This window comes from Parabacteroides sp. PH5-46 (genome assembly GCF_029892785.1).
Classification (GTDB): Bacteria; Bacteroidota; Bacteroidia; order Bacteroidales; family Tannerellaceae; genus DFXE01.
Map to the genome: position 1 here is coordinate 55,536 of NZ_JARXXA010000007.1, position 18,238 is coordinate 73,773.

The 18,238-nt window shown below is 42.8% G+C and carries 14 protein-coding genes and 1 pseudogene; 7 read left to right on the forward strand and 8 right to left on the reverse strand.

Going from position 1 to position 18,238, the window contains the following annotated elements:
- Nucleotides 1–21: 21 nt before the first annotated feature.
- The 4 genes from mreC to rodA are packed head-to-tail and all read left to right on the forward strand — an operon-like array spanning nucleotide 22 to nucleotide 4,677.
- Entirely contained in the window at nucleotides 22–876 is an 855-nt protein-coding gene (mreC, locus tag M2470_RS09145) for a rod shape-determining protein MreC (protein ID WP_280744798.1), read from the forward strand.
- On the forward strand, nucleotides 869–1,384 hold the full coding sequence (gene mreD / locus M2470_RS09150; RefSeq protein ID WP_280744797.1) for a rod shape-determining protein MreD: 516 nt from the start codon (nucleotides 869–871) through the stop codon (nucleotides 1,382–1,384). Before mreC ends, mreD begins: the two co-directional genes overlap by 8 nt.
- Nucleotides 1,374–3,230, forward strand: a complete 1,857-nt coding sequence (mrdA, locus tag M2470_RS09155) for a penicillin-binding protein 2 (RefSeq protein WP_280744796.1) — start codon at nucleotides 1,374–1,376, stop codon at nucleotides 3,228–3,230. Before mreD ends, mrdA begins: the two co-directional genes overlap by 11 nt.
- Entirely contained in the window at nucleotides 3,220–4,677 is a 1,458-nt protein-coding gene (rodA, locus tag M2470_RS09160) for a rod shape-determining protein RodA (RefSeq protein ID WP_280744795.1), read from the forward strand. The genes mrdA and rodA overlap by 11 nt, the downstream gene beginning before the upstream one ends.
- Here the strand turns inward: rodA and gldH are convergent.
- The 3 genes and pseudogenes from gldH to M2470_RS09175 form a co-directional block, all read right to left on the reverse strand.
- A complete protein-coding gene (gldH, locus tag M2470_RS09165) occupies nucleotides 4,674–5,144 on the reverse strand; it encodes a gliding motility lipoprotein GldH (protein WP_280744794.1) in 471 nt (156 codons plus the stop codon). The two genes, rodA and gldH, sit on opposite strands and share 4 nt — an antisense overlap.
- Before the next feature lie 70 nt (nucleotides 5,145–5,214).
- Nucleotides 5,215–6,339 (reverse strand): annotated as a pseudogene (ricT, locus tag M2470_RS09170) (regulatory iron-sulfur-containing complex subunit RicT); the annotation flags it as partial.
- 128 nt (nucleotides 6,340–6,467) lie between these two features.
- Nucleotides 6,468–7,655, reverse strand: coding sequence for a pyridoxal phosphate-dependent aminotransferase family protein (locus M2470_RS09175; protein WP_280744844.1), 1,188 nt, complete (start codon nucleotides 7,653–7,655; stop codon nucleotides 6,468–6,470).
- 211 nt (nucleotides 7,656–7,866) lie between these two features.
- On the opposite strand from M2470_RS09175, the gene M2470_RS09180 reads away from it, so the two are divergent.
- Complete coding sequence (locus M2470_RS09180) at nucleotides 7,867–8,835, forward strand: diacylglycerol kinase family protein (protein ID WP_280744793.1); 969 nt, start codon at nucleotides 7,867–7,869, stop codon at nucleotides 8,833–8,835.
- Between the two features lie 13 nt (nucleotides 8,836–8,848).
- Here M2470_RS09180 and M2470_RS09185 read toward each other — a convergent pair whose 3' ends face one another.
- Nucleotides 8,849–9,568 (reverse strand): methyltransferase, encoded by a 720-nt coding sequence (locus M2470_RS09185; RefSeq protein ID WP_280744792.1) that lies wholly within the window; start codon nucleotides 9,566–9,568, stop codon nucleotides 8,849–8,851.
- Between the two features lie 91 nt (nucleotides 9,569–9,659).
- On the opposite strand from M2470_RS09185, the gene lon reads away from it, so the two are divergent.
- Complete coding sequence (lon, locus tag M2470_RS09190) at nucleotides 9,660–12,119, forward strand: endopeptidase La (protein WP_280744791.1); 2,460 nt, start codon at nucleotides 9,660–9,662, stop codon at nucleotides 12,117–12,119.
- A 94-nt stretch (nucleotides 12,120–12,213) separates the two neighbouring features.
- Here the strand turns inward: lon and M2470_RS09195 are convergent, their stop codons facing one another.
- From M2470_RS09195 to M2470_RS09210, 4 genes are all read right to left on the reverse strand, one after another.
- On the reverse strand, nucleotides 12,214–12,657 hold the full coding sequence (locus tag M2470_RS09195) for a DUF5606 domain-containing protein (RefSeq protein ID WP_280744790.1): 444 nt from the start codon (nucleotides 12,655–12,657) through the stop codon (nucleotides 12,214–12,216).
- Between the two features lie 92 nt (nucleotides 12,658–12,749).
- On the reverse strand, nucleotides 12,750–13,097 hold the full coding sequence (gene rplS / locus M2470_RS09200) for a 50S ribosomal protein L19 (protein ID WP_280744789.1): 348 nt from the start codon (nucleotides 13,095–13,097) through the stop codon (nucleotides 12,750–12,752).
- 138 nt (nucleotides 13,098–13,235) lie between these two features.
- On the reverse strand, nucleotides 13,236–14,459 hold the full coding sequence (locus tag M2470_RS09205; RefSeq protein WP_280744788.1) for an acetylxylan esterase: 1,224 nt from the start codon (nucleotides 14,457–14,459) through the stop codon (nucleotides 13,236–13,238).
- Nucleotides 14,456–15,220, reverse strand: a complete 765-nt coding sequence (locus M2470_RS09210; RefSeq protein ID WP_280744787.1) for an NIPSNAP family protein — start codon at nucleotides 15,218–15,220, stop codon at nucleotides 14,456–14,458. Before M2470_RS09210 ends, M2470_RS09205 begins: the two co-directional genes overlap by 4 nt.
- 92 nt (nucleotides 15,221–15,312) lie before the next feature.
- On the opposite strand from M2470_RS09210, the gene M2470_RS09215 reads away from it, so the two are divergent.
- A complete protein-coding gene (locus tag M2470_RS09215; RefSeq protein ID WP_280744786.1) occupies nucleotides 15,313–18,216 on the forward strand; it encodes a glycoside hydrolase family 3 N-terminal domain-containing protein in 2,904 nt (967 codons plus the stop codon).
- Nucleotides 18,217–18,238: the final 22 nt, after the last annotated feature.

An 18,238-nucleotide genomic window follows, 5' to 3' on the forward strand; every position in this document is an offset into this window, starting at 1 on the left:
TTGGAAATTATTCAATAGAATATGCGCAAACTGCTTGACTTTCTTATTAGAAAAAGGCATTGGTTTTTATTTATTTTATTGGAGCTCGTTTCTTTCGCGTTAATTTACCGTAACAGTGCTTATCAACAGAACATTATGTTCAGTACAGCAAATGTAGTAACGGCAAATATCGTATCAGTAACAGGTTCGGTAACTTCATATCTTAACTTGCGGGAAAAGAACAAGGAGCTACTGGAGCGAAACGGTCGGCTGGAACTGGAATTGCTGAAACTGCAAGATCTGGTAGAGACCATGAAAGCCGATACAGCTTCTTTCCGGGCATTTGTAATTGATACAGCCAGGCAGTTTCCTTACTCATTTACAACTGCAAAGGTTATCAATAACAGTGTGTCATACAACTCCAACTATATTACCTTAAATAAAGGTAGAAAAGACGGAGTTACTCCGGATATGGGAGTAGTATCCGAGAATGGCGCTATAGGTGTTGTATCTATGGCATCAGACTATTATTCGGTTGTTCTTCCCTTGCTCAACACTAAGTTCAAACTGAGTTGCAAGGTGTTAAGAAGTAGCCATATCGGATCACTAAGCTGGAATGGGCGCGAACCGCAGTATGCCAATTTGGATGAACTACCCAGACATGTGGAGTTCCAGATTGGCGATACTATTGTTACAAGTGGCTTTTCAGCCGTATTCCCCGAAGGAATACTGGTAGGATATGTTTCTTCGTTCGAAAGACAAAGGGATGATAACTTTAATTCGCTGAAAATAAAGTTGGCAACCGACTTCCAGAGGCTGAGTAATGTAATGGTTATCACCAATTACCGCCAGTCGGAGCAAAGAGAAATAGAAGAGGAGGCAAAAAGCAATGATTAATATCGTAAAAGGAAGCATCTATTTTGTTGTATTAGTCCTGGTTCAGGTATTAATACTAAACAACATACATTTCCTCAGACTGGCAACTCCCTTCCTGTATATCTACTTTATATTGAAACTTCCGATAGGTTTTACTTCAACAAGGGTTACCTTTTTTTCGTTTCTGATAGGCCTTGTTATAGATATATTTTCCAATACTCCGGGCATGCATGCTGCAACCTGTACATTAGTTGGATTTGCCCGAATGCCAATACTTAAAATTATCATAAAAGATGAGATGCAGGAATCTCTTTCTCCATCTCTTCATGCTTTTGGCTTCGGGGGATTTCTCAGATATGTACTTGCTTTGGTTGTACTACATCATGTTACTCTGTTTTTGTTGGAGTCGCTTACCTTGTTTGATCCCTTATTCCTTCTTATTCGTATCGTTGCCAGTATAGTAACGACAACGCTATTGGTCTGCATTGTAGAAGCCTTTAATATAGATGCCAAAAGAAATGCAGACTAACTCTAAATATGCGTTGGAAAACAGACGTTATATACTCTCCGGTGCAGTTATATTAGTTGTCCTTATTTTCATTATCCGCTTGTTTTACCTGCAGGTAATAGAAAATGAGTATAAGATGTGGGCAGACAGCAATGCCTTTCTAAAGAAAACACTTTACCCTTCGAGGGGAATGATATACGACCGGAACAATAAGCTGCTGGTTTTTAACCAACCAGCCTACGATGTAATGCTTATTATGCGTGAGGTAAAACCTTTTGACACATTAGACTTTTGTAATACAGTAAACATTACGAAAGAACAGTTTATCAAGCGTATAGCAGATATCAAAAACAAACGTTTGAACCCCGGCTACTCATCGTATGTTCCACAAGTGTTTATGAATCAGCTCTCGGCTAAAGACTATGGCGTACTACAGGAAAAACTTTATAAGTTTCCGGGATTCTACATCCAAAACCGTACCATCCGCGAGTATGAATACCCCTATGCCGCTCATATATTAGGCAATATAGGAGAGGTAAACAGGCGTGATATCGAGCAAGACAACTACTATGTGCAGGGAGATAACTCCGGACGTTCAGGCGTGGAACGTTCTTACGAAAAAGTGCTGAGAGGAGAAAAGGGCGTTGAAATCCTCTTACGGGATGCCCATGGAAGAATCAAAGGAAAATACGAAGAAGGCAGACATGATGTTGCTCCCGTCTCCGGCAAAAGCCTTACACTATCGCTGGATATGGATTTACAAGCATACGGAGAGTTATTATTACATAACAAAATAGGTTGTATAGTGATGACTGAACCCTCCACCGGAGAAATCCTCTGCATGGTATCGACTCCAACATATGATCCCAATATGCTTGTAGGCCGCCAACGGGGCAAGAACCATGCCATGCTGGAAAGTGATCCGCTTAAGCCTCTGTTTGATCGCGCAATTATGGCTGGTTATCCGCCCGGTTCAACTTTCAAGCCCGCAATGGGACTTATCTTTCTGCAAGAAGATGTTATTACACCCGAGACATCTTACTCCTGTGGACATGGTTATCCGCCACTGGGAGGAAAGCCAGCCTGCCATTCCCACTTCTCACCCATCAGCCTGGTTCCGGCTATTGCGACTTCGTGTAATGCCTTTTTCTGCTGGGGGTTACGTGATATGATTGACAGTCGTAAACGCTATCCGAAAGTACAGGAAGGCTTTGATATATGGAGAGATCATATGCTGAGCATGGGATACGGAAGACCCTTAGGAATTGACCTTCCTTCAGAAAAAGGAGGTTCCATCCCCACCAGTAAAATGTATGACAAATTCTATAAAGGCAGATGGTCGTCCAGTACCATTATCTCCATCGCTATCGGACAGGGAGAAGTATTGGCTACTCCTTTGCAAATCTGCAATCTGGCTACAACAATAGCTAATAGAGGATTCTTCTACACACCACATATTGTAAAGGAAGTACATGGTGGAGAAATGGACCCTCGATTCTCTGTCAAACATTATCCGACAATCGATAAAAAGAATTATGAATATATTGCTGAAGGAATGCGGAATGCCGTAACGGGAGGTACATGTCGTAGAGCCGCTTTGCCGGGTATTGCCGTTTGTGGTAAAACAGGTACATCCGAGAATCCACACGGAAAAGACCATTCTATTTTTATGGGATTTGCTCCGTACGAAAATCCGCAGGTAGCTATCTCTGTATTTGTTGAAAATGCGGGCTTCGGGGCAACATACGCAGTTCCTATAGCTAAACTGATGCTTCAAAAATACCTGAAAGGAGCTATTCAAGAAAGCGATAAATACCTGGAAGATTATATTATAAATACAGCTATATTACCAAGAGATGCCTTATAAGAAAATAAGCATATGGAGAAGCATTGACTGGATAACAATTCTATTATACGTTATCATGATTGTGGCCGGATGGTTCAGCATCTGTGGTGCCAGCTATGAATACGACAATGTAGGCTTGTTTGATCCGTCAGGCCGTCCTGGCTCTCAGCTGATCTGGATCGGGCTTTCTTTTGTACTGATCTTTATCATCCTGATGCTGGATGCCGATTTTTACAGTGTCTTTTCTTATCTTATATACGGAATGATCATTCTGTTGCTGATTGCTACAGTTTTCCTGGCACCGGAGATTAAAGGTTCGCGCTCCTGGTTAGTCATTGGACCTCTGCGATTACAACCAGCAGAATTTGCCAAATTTGCCACAGCTTTGGCATTGGCTAAGTGCATGAGTTCCTATGGCTTTAAGCTGGTTTCGTTTAAGAACTTTATGCTCTGTATGCTGATTATATTCCTGCCGATGGTCTGCATTTTGTTGCAAAAAGAAACAGGCTCAGCATTGGTCTATTTAGCATTCTTTTTGGTACTGTATCGTGAAGGTATGTCAGGCTATGTTTTATTGGCGGGGATTTGTGCAGTTACCTTCTTTGTCCTTAACATGAAATTTACCGGTATATTGGTAGGAGCAACGCCTATGGGAGAGTTGATAGTCTTAGTAATTATCCAACTCATACTAACCGGATTGACATTTCTTGTACAACATAAGAACAATACTTTGCCGGCCAAAATAATAGTAGTAGCTACTGCTGCTGTTTATTTGGTAGCATATCTTGTGCTTTTACTATTCTCAATTCCGATCAATTTTGTACATATCTCCTTAGGTATAATAGCTGCGAGTTGCTGTTTTCTGATTTTCTTAGCTATTAAAAATTGGGTTTGGCATTATCTTCTGATAATCCTTTTTGCTCTGTTATCTGTGGGTTTCCTGTTCTCTGTAGATTATGTTTTCAACGAAGTATTGGAACCTCACCAGCAAGTACGTATCAAGGTTTCTTTAGGCTTGGAAGATGACCCCAGCGGAGCCGGATATAACGTAAACCAATCCAAAATAGCTATCGGATCAGGAGGATTGTTGGGCAAAGGGTTTCTGAATGGAACACAAACCAAGCTGAAATATGTTCCGGAACAAGATACAGACTTTATCTTCTGCACAGTAGGTGAAGAGCAAGGATTTATAGGGTCTTCACTAACCCTAATAGTTTTCGCGATCTTTATTATTCGGTTGATCATTCTCTCTGAAAAACAAAAGACAGCTTTTAATCGTATTTATGGCTATAGTGTGGCCTCTATTTTCTTTTTCCATCTGGTGATTAATATAGGTATGGTAATCGGACTTACCCCCGTGATAGGCATCCCGCTACCGTTTTTCAGCTACGGAGGGTCTGCACTCTGGGGATTTACTATTTTACTCTTTATATTCTTACGCTTGGACGCTACACGAAAGGAACGCTAAGGCTGCGCTTTCTCAATCCGGAGACCTATTTCCTGAATCCCCTTGAGGGCATCATTTCTCATTCCTTGCCTAAAACTCAAAGTATATTGTCCTTTATTCGGAAACATATAGTTTGTACGAACCGGAAAGCCAGACTGGTATAATGAGATCCCACGCCCCACCCATTTGCCATATTCATTGGCCAGTAAACACTCGATTGTATCTCGTTTGAGTGAACCGATAGGCTGTTCTTCACTCAGAAAAACCCACAGATTCTGGTAAGGATATAAATTATTATTCCGCGTTTCGAACGTAATATCATATGGTATAGATACATCTTCTATCTGAAACGTGAAGTAATATTCTTTATCCTTTTCCCACGAAACATTATCTATCGCCTGATATTGGTTATATACGATATTACTTTCGCAAGATGAGAAGAGGAACGAAATAAGACAAACAAGAATACAAACAATACTATTTCGCATTCGGCTGAGATTTTTCGTTATTTATCGGCTTCTGTCTGTTTTCTTTCTGTTTCTGCGGAGCATTATTCCTGTTTTCCGGATTATTTCCGTTTACAGGCAAGCGTTTTTTCTTCTTTTTCTTCTTTTTTGATGCACTATTATCAAAGCGGGTAAGGCTGTCCTGTCCCAAAATATCATGCGAATCACGTTTGGGTGGTTGGGGCTTTTCGTCTGCTTCCAATGAAATGGGTTTCATCCCTCTCTTATTCATATTAATTACATCAAAAGCACGCTTAGCCGGGATCATAACCAGATTAGAAGCAAAAGACTTGTCAGTAGAGTATGTAATCTCACGTTTGAATATATCAGTCTTGAAATGGTAATAGGTATTATCTTTCGTTTCTAATACTATTTCTCGTGAAGGCAAACGCTTCTGAGCTTCTACATACGCATCTACTTCATAGTTGATACAACATTTCAGCTTGGCACATTGCCCTGCCAGTTTTTGAGGATTCATAGAGATGTCCTGATAACGGGCTGCACCTGTTGCCACAGATACAAAACTTGTCATCCAGCTTGAACAGCAGAGCTCACGTCCGCAAGGGCCAATCCCTCCGATACGACCTGCTTCCTGGCGAGCACCTATTTGCTTCATCTCGATCCGCACACGAAATGCGTCTGCCAATACTTTAATTAACTGTCGAAAGTCAACCCTTTCGTCAGCTATATAATAAAAGATAGCCTTATTGCCGTCGCCCTGATATTCTACATCTCCGATTTTCATATTTAAGCCTAGGTCTGCAGCTATCTGGCGGGAGCGAATCATGGTTTCATGTTCTTTGGCCTTTGCCTCTTCGTACTTTTCAAGGTCATTTGGCTTAGCTTTGCGGTAAATACGTTTGATTTCCACATCTGTACGGGTATTGTTCTTTTTCATTTGCAAAAGAACTAACTTACCGGTAAGCGTAACACTACCTATATCATGACCAGGAGTAGCTTCTACAGCTACCACATCACCTTTTTCGAGAGGGATTTTTGCACTATTTACATAATATCCCTTACGGGTATTCTTGAATTGGACTTCTACATAGTCTGTTGCATTTTCTGCATCAGGTACGTCGCAAAGCCAGTCGTATGTGTTGAGTTTATTGTTTTGCACTTTGCTGCATCCTTTCCTTCCCATGCAACAACTGCCATTATTTAGTTTAAAATTCATTTCAGATTAATAGTTTATGTCTAATAACTATAAAGTTACAAAAATAGGTAATTATTCTTAGATGTATGCATCTTAACAAAAAAAACCGCCTCTGCAAGGAGACGGTTCTTTATATTATGAAATAGTACTTAAGGTACTAATTTATGTTTCCTAAATACTTTATGAATAGCTTCCAGTGCATAATCCAATTGCTCTTGCGTATGAGTAGCCATCAACGAGAAGCGGATTAGAGTATCATCCGGAGCAACAGCCGGAGATACAACCGGATTCACAAAGATTCCCGCGTCAAACAATTCACGGACAATAAGGAATGTCAGGTCATTATTACGTATAAATAACGGAATAATAGGAGTAGATGTATTTCCTATCTCACATCCGATATTACGGAAGCCATCCAATGCATAGTTGGTCAACTTCCACAGATGCTCAATACGTTCCGGTTCATTCAACATAATATCCAAAGAAGCATTCACTGCAGCAGTAGCTGCCGGTGTATTACTTGCGCTGAAAATATATGAACGAGAATTATGGCGGAGATAGTTGATAGTATCCTTGTCTGAAGCGATAAACCCTCCGATAGATGCGAAAGACTTACTGAAAGTTCCCATGATAAGGTCAACGTCTTGTGAAACCCCAAAATGGTTACAGGTACCGCGTCCTTGTTTTCCCAGAACCCCAATACCATGCGCTTCATCAACCATGATGCTGGCATTGTATTTTTTACTCAAGGCTACAATTTCAGGGAGGTTTGCAACGTCACCTTCCATACTGAATACACCATCTATAACGATTAGCTTCACCTTGTCCGGCTCGCACTTCTGGAGTTGTTTTTCCAGAGACTCCATATCGTTATGTTTGAATTTCAGCTTTGTGGAATAAGATAGTCTGTGTCCTTCAATAATAGATGCGTGATCCAATTCATCCCATAAGATATAGTCTTCACGTCCGGTAAGGCAAGAAACAACGCCTAAGTTAACCTGAAAACCGGTAGAATACACAATTGCATCTTCCTTTCCTACAAAATCAGCCAGCCGTTCTTCAAGCTGCACATGTAAGTCCAGAGTTCCATTGAGGAAACGAGAACCGGCACAGCCTGTTCCATACTTCCTGGTAGCTTCAATGGCAGCTTCTTTTACTTTCGGATGGTTGGTTAATCCCAGGTAGGAATTTGATCCAAACATCAAAACTTTTTTCCCACTGATCTGGACTTCTGTATCCTGATCGCTTTCAATCATGCGAAAATAAGGATATATTCCTGCAGCCATAGCTTTCTGCGGAGCATCATACTTGGCTAGTTTCTCTTGTAAAAGTTTCATATTATCAGAAGAGACTAATTCCTTCGCTTGTTTATTTTTTATCAAAGAGTTCGGATTCGTTATCATATAAATAAATAATTTGATCGGGTAAATCCAGCCGCAAAAGTAGTAAAAAAATCACTTATAGTAGTTGATATGCTTTAAAAGTTTCGTAAAAGCATTATTTTTGTTACTTTTATTGTCAAACATTAAAGGAAATACCCTTAGTAAGATGAGTAATAATTGTGATGTTCAAGCGATAATCAACCCGATATCCGGTGTTGGTTCCAAACGTAAGATTCCGCAGATGATAGAAGAGGCTTGTGCTAAGGGGGGATATTCCCTTTGTATTTCTTTTACCGAATATGCCGGACATGCGAGTGAACTGACAAAGCAAGCGATAGAAAACGGCGTTAAACTAATTATAGCTGTTGGCGGAGACGGTACCGTAAACGAAGTGGCCAAGTCGATGATACATTCGGATGCTATTTTAGGTATAATACCTAAAGGCTCAGGGAACGGTCTGGCGCGTGAATTGCATATACCGATGGATACCAAGCGCGCCTTGGAGATGATCACAAAAGCAAATATCACAACTATTGATTGTTGCAAAGCTAACGACCGGGTTTTCTTCACTACCTGTGGTGTCGGGTTTGATGCAGCAGTAAGCAAAAAATTCGCCCGGGAGAAGCGGAGAGGCTCTATAACATATGTAAAAAACATCCTGGACGAATATCTCAGTTACCAACCCGAAGTCTATGAACTACAGTTTGATGATCAGTCTATCAAGGAAAAAGCCTTTCTGGTAGCCTGTGCCAATGCTTCACAGTACGGAAATAATGCGTTCATTGCTCCACATGCTAATATTCAGGACGGAAAAATGGATGTAACCATCCTCTCGCCTTTTACTCCTTTAGATATAGCTCCGCTAGCCATCCAGTTATTCACCAAACAAATAGAACGCAACAGTAAGATTAAATCCATACGTGCAAGCCAACTAACAATCATCAGACAGAAGCCGGGGATTATGCACCTGGATGGTGAACCAATAGAAGTAGGAAATCGCATAGAGATCTCCGTCATACCTAAAGCACTAAAAGTGCTCACGCCTGAAAAAGTTTCCTTTACAAAAGAAGTAAAAGATGTCTTTGATCAGGTAACGCGCTTTTTGGACAAGAGAATTCCTTATATTTTCAAGTAAAACGGGAGAAGCACTATGTTTTTTCCAGGTAGAAATCATGGGTAAGCTGCTTGTATTCGGCAGTATACTGATGGCGGCTCACTTCAATAATCAAATGATCTTTTACACAAGGGATCGAATGGTCTTCCGAAAGCTCTACCAGCAAACGTCTAGGCGTTGCAGACTCCGGTGTAGGATAAACGTCTGTCTGTCGTATTATATGCAGTTGATTTTGCAGAGCTGTTGCTTTTAAAATCGGTTCTTGTTCGTACGGAATAATGAAGGCAATGCGCCCTCCCGGAAGCAGTAGTTTCTTACCTTTCTCCATCAAGTCAGTAAAAGAAAAACCAGATGTATGCCGTGCCGTATTGCGTTTGCTTTCCGGACTTTTAAGTGACTGAATAAAATAAGGTGGGTTTGAAACGATCAGATCATAGCCGGATTTACCGAGAGAGATAAAGTCCTCAAACGAATGATGGAATACCTTAATTCTGTTGACAAAAGGAGAATTATCTATATTTTCCGTTGCCTGTATGCATGCATCCGCATCAATATCAATAGCATCCACCGAGGCTTTGCTTCGCTGGGCCAGCATTAAAGCGATCAGGCCTGTCCCCGTCCCTACGTCCAGAATGCGTTCACAATTGCTCACGGATACCCAGGCTCCCAACAGCACTCCGTCGGTCCCCACTTTCATAGCGCATTTTTCTTGTTGTATCGTGAATTGTTTGAAACGAAAGTAACTGTTAGGCATACTTTATAGACAAATAAACAACAAATGTACAAAAAGAATTCATAACTTTGGCACGTTTATTGTAATATACTTAGCAATTTTAAAATGCTGTATGAGGAAAAAAACAAGTTTTTTCAGCCAGGAATCCTTTGACGATTTAGATGATAACCTGGGTATTGTTATGCCTATCTTAGCAGAATACGATGCGGATGAAGACTTTACGGATGGTATTGATAAACTAGGAAGTTCTATTCCTATACTACCTCTTCGTAACATGGTGCTTTTTCCCGGTGTTGCTATGCCTGTTATTGTAGGCCGGCCAAAATCGATGCGTTTAATTAATGATGCCGTAAAAAAGAAGAAGTTAATTGGCGTTGTTTGCCAAAAAGAAGTCAACACAGAGGAGCCTCTACTGGACGATTTATATACCACCGGAGTGATCGCAGACGTGGTCCGCGTATTGGATATGCCCGATGGAACTACAACCGTTATCCTTCAGGGAAAAAAACGCTTTCTATTAGATGAACTAACGGAAACAGAGCCTTACCTGAAAGGCTCCATCTCTGTACTGGAAGATAAAATCCCCGAAAGCGGCGACCGTGAGTTCGAAGCGCTCATTTCCACGATAAAGGATTTGACCATCAAGATGCTGGGAGCTGTATCCGAGCCTCCGCGCGACTTAATCTTCTCAATAAAAAATAATAAGAACGTTCTTTATCTGGTAAACTTCTCCTGTAGTAACATTCCTAACGGAGCGGCAGAGAAACAAGAGCTTCTTCTGATTGGTGACTTAAAAGAGCGATCCTATCGCCTACTGTTTATCCTGAACAGGGAATATCAGTTGGTAGAGCTAAAGAACTCTATCCAAATGAAAACCCACGAAGATATCAACCAGCAGCAGAAAGAATATTTCCTACAACAACAAATCAAAACAATTCAGGAAGAATTAGGTGGGAATATCAACGAAATTGAAATAAAAGAGCTTCGCGAAAAAGCGGCTAAAAAGAAATGGCCCAAATCCGTAGCTGAAGTATTTGATAAAGAGATACGTAAACTGGAACGTTTGCATCCTCAATCTCCCGATTACTCTATCCAGACACAATATGTCCAGACGATTGTAAATCTTCCTTGGGAGCATTACAGCAAAGATAACTTCAACCTGAAGCATGCCCAGAAGGTACTGGATCGTGATCACTACGGACTTGAAAATGTAAAGGAACGTATCATAGAACACCTGGCTATCCTGAAACTCAAAGGGGATATGAAATCTCCTATCATATGTCTTTACGGACCTCCGGGAGTAGGGAAAACTTCATTGGGTAAGTCCATAGCCGAAGCCCTGAACCGCAAATATGTACGCATCTCCTTAGGCGGATTGCATGATGAAGCTGAGATCAGAGGGCATCGCCGAACATATATCGGCGCCATGACAGGCCGTATCATTCAGAACCTAATGAAAGCCGGCACGTCTAATCCTGTGTTTGTTTTAGACGAGATCGACAAGGTAACGAACGACTTCAAGGGAGATCCAGCCTCGGCTCTGCTGGAAGTGCTCGACCCGGAACAAAACAATGCCTTCCACGATAATTATCTGGACATTGATTACGATTTAAGCAAAGTACTCTTTATCGCAACGGCTAACAGCCTGAATACTATTTCCCAGCCACTACTCGACCGTATGGAACTAATCGAAGTAAGCGGCTACATCATGGAAGAAAAAATACAGATTGCCGCCAAGCACTTACTTCCCAAACAACTCGAATCTCACGGTTTGCCCAAGAAGAAAGTAAAGTTCCAGAAAAAAGCCTTGCAAGAGCTTGTTACGTCTTATACCCGCGAAAGCGGAGTGCGTGAACTAGACAAGAAAGTGGCCAAGGTTATTCGTAAACTGGCTCGAAAGATCGCATCCGACGAACCTATACCCGAAGAAATAAAGGTAGAGGACCTGAAAGAATATCTCGGAGCCGTTGAATATTCGCGTGATAAATACCAAGGAAATGATTACGCCGGAGTAGTTACAGGATTGGCCTGGACAGCAGTAGGCGGTGAAATACTTTTTGTAGAATCCAGCCTGAGCCGGGGCAAAGGCTCGAAACTGACACTGACAGGCAAGCTGGGGGATGTAATGAAAGAATCTGCCATGTTGGCACTCGAATACATTCATTCGCACGCTTCGTACTTTAATATTCCGGAGGAAATGTTTGAAAACTGGAACGTGCATATCCATGTGCCCGAAGGCGCCATCCCTAAAGACGGGCCAAGTGCGGGTGTTACAATGGTAACGTCCTTGGTTTCGGCATTCACACAGCGCAAGGTAAAGAAAAGCATCGCCATGACAGGGGAAATTACCTTAAGAGGCAAAGTACTGCCGGTAGGCGGAATCAAAGAAAAGATACTGGCTGCCAAACGGGCAGGAATTACAGAAATCATTCTTTGTACTGCAAACAGGAAACATATCGAAGAGATTAATGAAGAGTACCTGAAAGGACTGGTCTTCCACTATGTGGATGATATTCGTGAGGTAGTAAACCTGGCATTGCTGAACAAAAAAGTGGACAACCCCTTATTCTAAACAGGACGCGTCCGAAGAAAAATAGCTCACGTCTCAAAAAAAATAGCACCCGTCTGAAAATAAATCAGACGGGTGCTATTTTTATATACTTTACTTACTCAGCCGAATCGGCTTTTGCTTCTTCTTTTTCTTCCGTTTCTTCCTTTTGAGGGGTAAAATCGGTAATATCATTTGCAATCAACAAATTATACCAGGATAGTAACTTCTTTATATCGCTAAGGTAAACACGCTCCCGATCGAAGTTAGGTAGGATTTCCGCGAAATAAGCGCGAAGATTATCCGGCTTACCGGCAATTAAGTCGGCAGCAACCTTTTCTCCGTTCTCTTTGTTCTTTACACTCGTAAGTACCTCGTGCAAAGGAATTTCTCCTTCCTCGGTATAGATTGCAATATCGCCCAGGGAGATTACCTTATCTTTCGCATATGCCGGGATTCTTTTCTTTTCGGTTAAAGATTCTACAATCAACATGCTCTTTCCCTGCGAAACTAATTTATAAAGCCCGGGTTTTCCTGAGATAGACAGAATAGTCTTCAACATAATCTTTGTGTTTGAAAATAGAGTTAAACTTTTAATAAAAAAGCCACCCGGTTATCAGATGGCTTCTGTATGGCAATAGAACCGAAGAGTTATTAATATCTTCTTTCTTTGATTCTCGCTTTCTTTCCGGTAAGAGCGCGTAAATAATACAACTTAGCTCTGCGAACTTTACCGCGTTTGTTTACAGTAACGCTTTCGATGAATGGTGATTCGATCGGGAATATTCTTTCCACGCCAATGTTTTCCGACATTTTACGTACGGTAAAGCGTTTTTTGTCTCCGTGTCCTGAAATACGGATCACAACGCCTCTGTACTGCTGAATACGTTCTTTGTTACCTTCTTTGATACGATAAGCTACGGTAATTGTGTCACCACTTCTGAATGCGGGGAACTCTTTTTTGGTAGCAAACGCGTCTTCTGCAATTTTAATTAAATCCATTGTTTATAGCTTTTTATAATTATTTTTGAACGAAACGCAATGTAACGGGCAACTAATCCCGACAGAGATTACGTAAAGCGGATGCAAAGTAACGAAAGATTTATCGAATACGCAAATGATTATTTAAATATTTCCTCCTTACTTCAACCACTTGTCTGCGAATCGAATATAATTATCCCAGTCAAAATCTGTCACGTCATGCACCCCGGAACGGATATGATAGCCTATACGGTTCATCACCGGTTTATTAATTCCGGGCATATCCGGTTTTTCCAAACCTTTCATACCATATAGTTCATATACCTCTCCGGCATAACAAGCGGAAAGGTATTCGCCTTTCGGATCGGCCCACTGGTCTTCTTCGGCACTGGCTACATACAAAGGACGGGGAGCCATCAGGGCAAGAAATTGGTGCTGATCGAACGGTAGCTTCTCTTCATTATTGGCATACTGCCCGAAAGCCTTGCAAAACCAGTGAGGAAAGGCGGTCGTAATAACACCGACTGTTTCGCCAAAGGTTCGCTTGGAAAGGGCTGCTCCTCCGCAACCGGAGTTGTTCGAGATAACGACTGCAAAACGTTCGTCTTGCGCTCCCGCCCAAAGAGCGGCCTTCCCATTGCGGGAATGTCCCATCAGAACGACCTTTGATTCGTCTATGGCATTATCTGTCTCAATATAATCCATGACACGACTCAGCCCCCATGCCCAGGCGCCCATCGCCTGCCAGGAACTAGCTGCTATATCATTGCCCGATTGGTAACCAAAAAGCGGAAGAATGCTTTCGACATGTTTATCTTCGGCATCGGGGAATATATCATAATACCAGATCGTGCATAAACCATAGCCGGAGGAGATGAGTTTTTCTACCGCCCAGCGCGATTTACTACTCCCGCGTTCTGCCTCCGAAGAGGGAATAATGTCCTCGTCATCAGCTATTGTTTGATTTCCGCTAAAGTTGTAGCCGAGGAAAAGAGGCGCCTTGCCCTTCACCTGATTGGGCAAATAAATCAGCATCAGCATACTTCGCTCGATTGCTCCGTTACTGAAGGTTACTTTCACCTGTTTGCAGGTGGCCTTTCCGCCAAGGGATTGCGGATGGGTCTTCAATACTTCGTAAGAGGTCTTGATCGCCCCTTCAGGTGTTTGCCCGAACATTTGTGTAGCAAAGGTATTCAGCAGTTCCAGGCGCCTTACCTTCTCCCACTCTTTTGCCGTTGTTATCTTTTTTCCACTTTCGCTAATAAGCAAGGGAGGCAAGGTAAACTGAGGCACTTGCATTTCATCATAAATGACAGGCTTCTGTTGTGCCCGGACTGACAACAAAATAGCAAACAGGATTAATCCTAAAAATACCTTTCTCATATCTGCGAATAATCAAGAGGAAGCAAAATTCGGTTTGTATTATTAGTTGCCGTATGGGCATACTCGGGCAAATCTTTAATAGCAAGCCAGCCAGGATGTTTTCCAAAGGCTCCCCAGGAAGCGTCATGCGTGGCCTTGTCTTTATACCAGGTAAGATACATCAATGCAGGCATGTGAGGACCGGCCAGCACGTCACCGTAACATACGGGATGGATTCCTACTTTGTCGAAGACATCCATTTCAGCCTCATTGAACATTTTCACCTTGCGCTGGTTGGCCTCTTCGTTCGGACTCCAATAGTGGCGAAGATGGAATAAGCCACGATCTTTGTCTGGCATCTTCAGCTGCGGAATTTTGTCGAATGCTTCGCAAAGGTACGACTCAAACTCCTTGTAAACGGGATTCACTGCCGATTTGTCATAGAAAGCTTGTGCCGCTTTCCGGAAGGTTTTGTCTTCCCAAATCGTGCGTTTCACATTATAATAAGTAGTAATATCCGGATAAACGAAAAGGTAAAAGCGCTGTGCGAGGTCTTTTTCTTCATACAGTTTAAAGGCTCCTACTTTAATTTTTTTCCGGTTGTAAGCAGGGATTAATACCTCTCGGTAAAAGGTGTCAAGCACATCATCATTAGTAGTAAGCGTATAGATACGCCAATCGTAAATTTCTTTTTTTACATGAGTCGCTGCCGGAAGCATTCCGTTAGCCATCGGAACTGTAGCCAGCAAGCCGGCAGATTTAATAAAATGTCTCCTTTTCATAATAATTTGGGATTAGATAGATGTTAAAGACATCAAAGATAAAGATATCAGCTTAATTTTCGTATTTTTGATGAAAATTTGAGATAGTGAGGATGAGAAAATTTCTTTTTTTTATATTTTGCAGCTTTTATACGTTATCTGCTATTAGCCAAACGGAACCAACTCTTTACCGGCAAGTAGACAAAGATAAAATGAATCACTGGGCCGACTCAGTTTTCGATACAATGAGTTACGACGAGCGGATAGGGCAACTCTTCATGGTCATAGCCAATCCGAAGTCTGACAGCAGGAACATGCAAAAACTAAGCAAGTATATCAGCGACATCAAGATCGGTGGCGTTTTATTCGCCAAAGGGAGTCCTGAGATGCAGGCCGAAGTAACAAACCGCCTTCAGAAAGAATCGCGCGTACCTCTGTTTATAGCCCTTGATGGAGAGTGGGGATTATCCATGCGCCTGAGCGGGACTACCCGCTTCCCTCGTAATATGATGTTGGGAGCCATTGAAAACGACACCCTGATTACCCAGTACGGAGAAGAAGTAGGCCGCCAATGCAAGGAGATGGGTATCCATATAAACTTCGCCCCCGCTTTAGACGTAAATAGCAACATGGATAATCCGGTGATTGGGAACCGCTCCTTCGGCGAAGACCCCGACCTGGTTTCCGACAAAGGTATTGCTTATTCCAGAGGACTGGAAAAAGCCGGGATAATCTCTGTTGCCAAGCACTTCCCGGGGCACGGAGATACCTCTGACGACTCACATCATACACTCCCCGCCATTTATCACAGCCGGAGTCGACTAGACAGCATTGAACTGCTACCTTTCAAACGTTATATATACGACGGCTTTTCCGGAATCATGACTTCTCACCTGTATGTACCGGCCTTGGATAAAACCAAAGACAAGCCCGCTTCATTCTCTCCGCTTATAGTAACAGATCTTTTGCAGAAGGAAATGGGCTTTCAGGGGCTGCTGTTTACCGACGCACTGGCGATGAAAGGTGCCTCAACAAAAAACTCTGAAAACCCGTCTGTGCAGGCACTATTGGCCGGTAACGATTTTTTGGTATCATCGGCCACTCCTATTACAGACTTCGACGCAATTAAAAAGGCCATAGAGGAGGGTACGCTGGACTTGAAAGAGATCGAACGTCGCTGCCTGAAAATATTGCGCTACAAGTACATAGCCGGGCTAAATAACTATCAGCCCATCAAAACAAAAGGCTTGGCGGGACGTATCAACTCTCCGCACGCTGCCTGGTTAGCTGCCAAGCTAAATTCGGAAAGTATCACCTTGCTGAAGAACATCTCAGACTACCTACCACTCAAAGAGCTGGATAAAAAGAAGATTGCCGTTCTTTCACTGGGAGACTCCAAAGGTAACGAGTTTCAGAAGGTGCTAAACCGCTATGACAGCGTAGCCTGCTTTAGTATCGGGCGAAATGAAAAGGCAGCCGAAATAAAGAAAGTATATGCCGAGTTGGAGAAGTACGACCTCATCCTATGCGGAGTACACACCATCCGGATTCCCGAGAGTGAGGAGCTACGCCAACTGGCAGCAAAGAAAGATGTTGTTTTCTCCTTCTTCACCCTACCTTACTTCTGCAAAGATTACAAGCAGTCCACCAACAAAGCTAAGGCTATTGTGATGGCTTACGAAGCAACTCCCTTAGCACAGGAATATGCCGCCCAATTAATTTTCGGAGGCATTCCAGCCAAAGGTAAACTGCCTGTTACCATCCCCGGTTTATACTTTGCCGGAAGCGGTATCTTTACCGAGAAAACCCGCTTAGGCTACCACGAGCCGGAAGAAGTAGGTGCAAACAATACCCGCCTGGATGTGATCGAAAGTATCGTAAAAGAAGGCTTAAAAGAAAAAGCCTTTCCCGGCTGTCAGGTACTGGTTGCCCAAAACGGGATGATCATATACAACAAAGCCTTTGGACACTACGACTACAACAAGAAACAAAAAGTAACAGAAACGTCTGTTTACGACCTGGCCTCTGTAACAAAGGCCGCCGGAACGTTGCTGGCTGTCATGAAATCATACGACGAGAAGCTGTTTACATTAACTAACAAGATATCTGATTATATCCCGGAACTGCTGGACTCAGACAAGAAGGATATTATTATCCGGGACATGCTCTATCATCAGTCCGGACTGGTACCAACGATCAACTTCTACAAGCACGCTACTGCCGACTCGGCTCTGGTGTCGGATACATCAAGGAACGGATTCCGGACAGAAGTAGCCCGCCACTATTTCATCAGCGACTCGTTTAAAGACTCAATCATTCAGGATATCAAAGACTCCCGTCTGGGAACCAAAGGCAAGTATGTGTATAGCTGCATCAACTTTATCTCGCTACAAAAGATGGTGGAAAACCTGACAAAGCAACCGATGGACAAGCTATTACGCACCGGGTTCTACGATAAGTTGGGCGCCCGCACCACCACTTATAACCCGCTAAAAACTATAGATACCTTGCTGATCGTACCGACAGAGAACGACCAGGAGCTGCGGAAGCAGTTGCTGCGAGGTTATGTGCACGACGAAGCGGCGGCATTCCAGGGAGGCGTTTCCGGTAATGCCGGCCTATTCTCCAACGCCAACGATCTGGCAAAAGTTTTGCAGCTATACCTCAACCTGGGGGAATATGGAGGCGAACGTTACCTCTCGGCAGAAACAAGCCGGCTATTTACCCAAAGCAAGAGTCCGGTTTCCAGGCGTGGACTGGGATTTGACAAGCCGGCAATAGGTAGCCCTAAGTCTTCCCCTTGCGGACAATTCGCTCCCCCTTCTGTCTACGGGCATACCGGCTACACCGGCACCTGTTTCTGGGTGGATCCCGACAATCAATTGATTTATATCTTCCTGTGTAATCGCGTAAACCCGACTCGCTCAAACAACAAGCTGAGCTCCCTCGACATCCGCACGCGAATACAGGATGCAATATATAAGGCCATCGATAGGAAAAGCCAAAAAGATTTGTAATTTTGCGCTCTTTAGATTAATT

Coding starts and splice junctions, on each gene's coding strand:
- mreC (WP_280744798.1), top strand. CDS start 22: ATGCGCAAACTGCTTGACTTTCTTATTAGAAAAAGGCATTGGTTTTTA.
- mreD (WP_280744797.1), top strand. CDS start 869: ATGATTAATATCGTAAAAGGAAGCATCTATTTTGTTGTATTAGTCCTG.
- mrdA (WP_280744796.1), top strand. CDS start 1,374: ATGCAGACTAACTCTAAATATGCGTTGGAAAACAGACGTTATATACTC.
- rodA (WP_280744795.1), top strand. CDS start 3,220: ATGCCTTATAAGAAAATAAGCATATGGAGAAGCATTGACTGGATAACA.
- gldH (WP_280744794.1), bottom strand. CDS start 5,144: ATGCGAAATAGTATTGTTTGTATTCTTGTTTGTCTTATTTCGTTCCTC.
- M2470_RS09175 (WP_280744844.1), bottom strand. CDS start 7,655: ATGAAACTTTTACAAGAGAAACTAGCCAAGTATGATGCTCCGCAGAAA.
- M2470_RS09180 (WP_280744793.1), top strand. CDS start 7,867: ATGAGTAATAATTGTGATGTTCAAGCGATAATCAACCCGATATCCGGT.
- M2470_RS09185 (WP_280744792.1), bottom strand. CDS start 9,568: ATGCCTAACAGTTACTTTCGTTTCAAACAATTCACGATACAACAAGAA.
- lon (WP_280744791.1), top strand. CDS start 9,660: ATGAGGAAAAAAACAAGTTTTTTCAGCCAGGAATCCTTTGACGATTTA.
- M2470_RS09195 (WP_280744790.1), bottom strand. CDS start 12,657: ATGTTGAAGACTATTCTGTCTATCTCAGGAAAACCCGGGCTTTATAAA.
- rplS (WP_280744789.1), bottom strand. CDS start 13,097: ATGGATTTAATTAAAATTGCAGAAGACGCGTTTGCTACCAAAAAAGAG.
- M2470_RS09205 (WP_280744788.1), bottom strand. CDS start 14,459: ATGAGAAAGGTATTTTTAGGATTAATCCTGTTTGCTATTTTGTTGTCA.
- M2470_RS09210 (WP_280744787.1), bottom strand. CDS start 15,220: ATGAAAAGGAGACATTTTATTAAATCTGCCGGCTTGCTGGCTACAGTT.
- M2470_RS09215 (WP_280744786.1), top strand. CDS start 15,313: ATGAGAAAATTTCTTTTTTTTATATTTTGCAGCTTTTATACGTTATCT.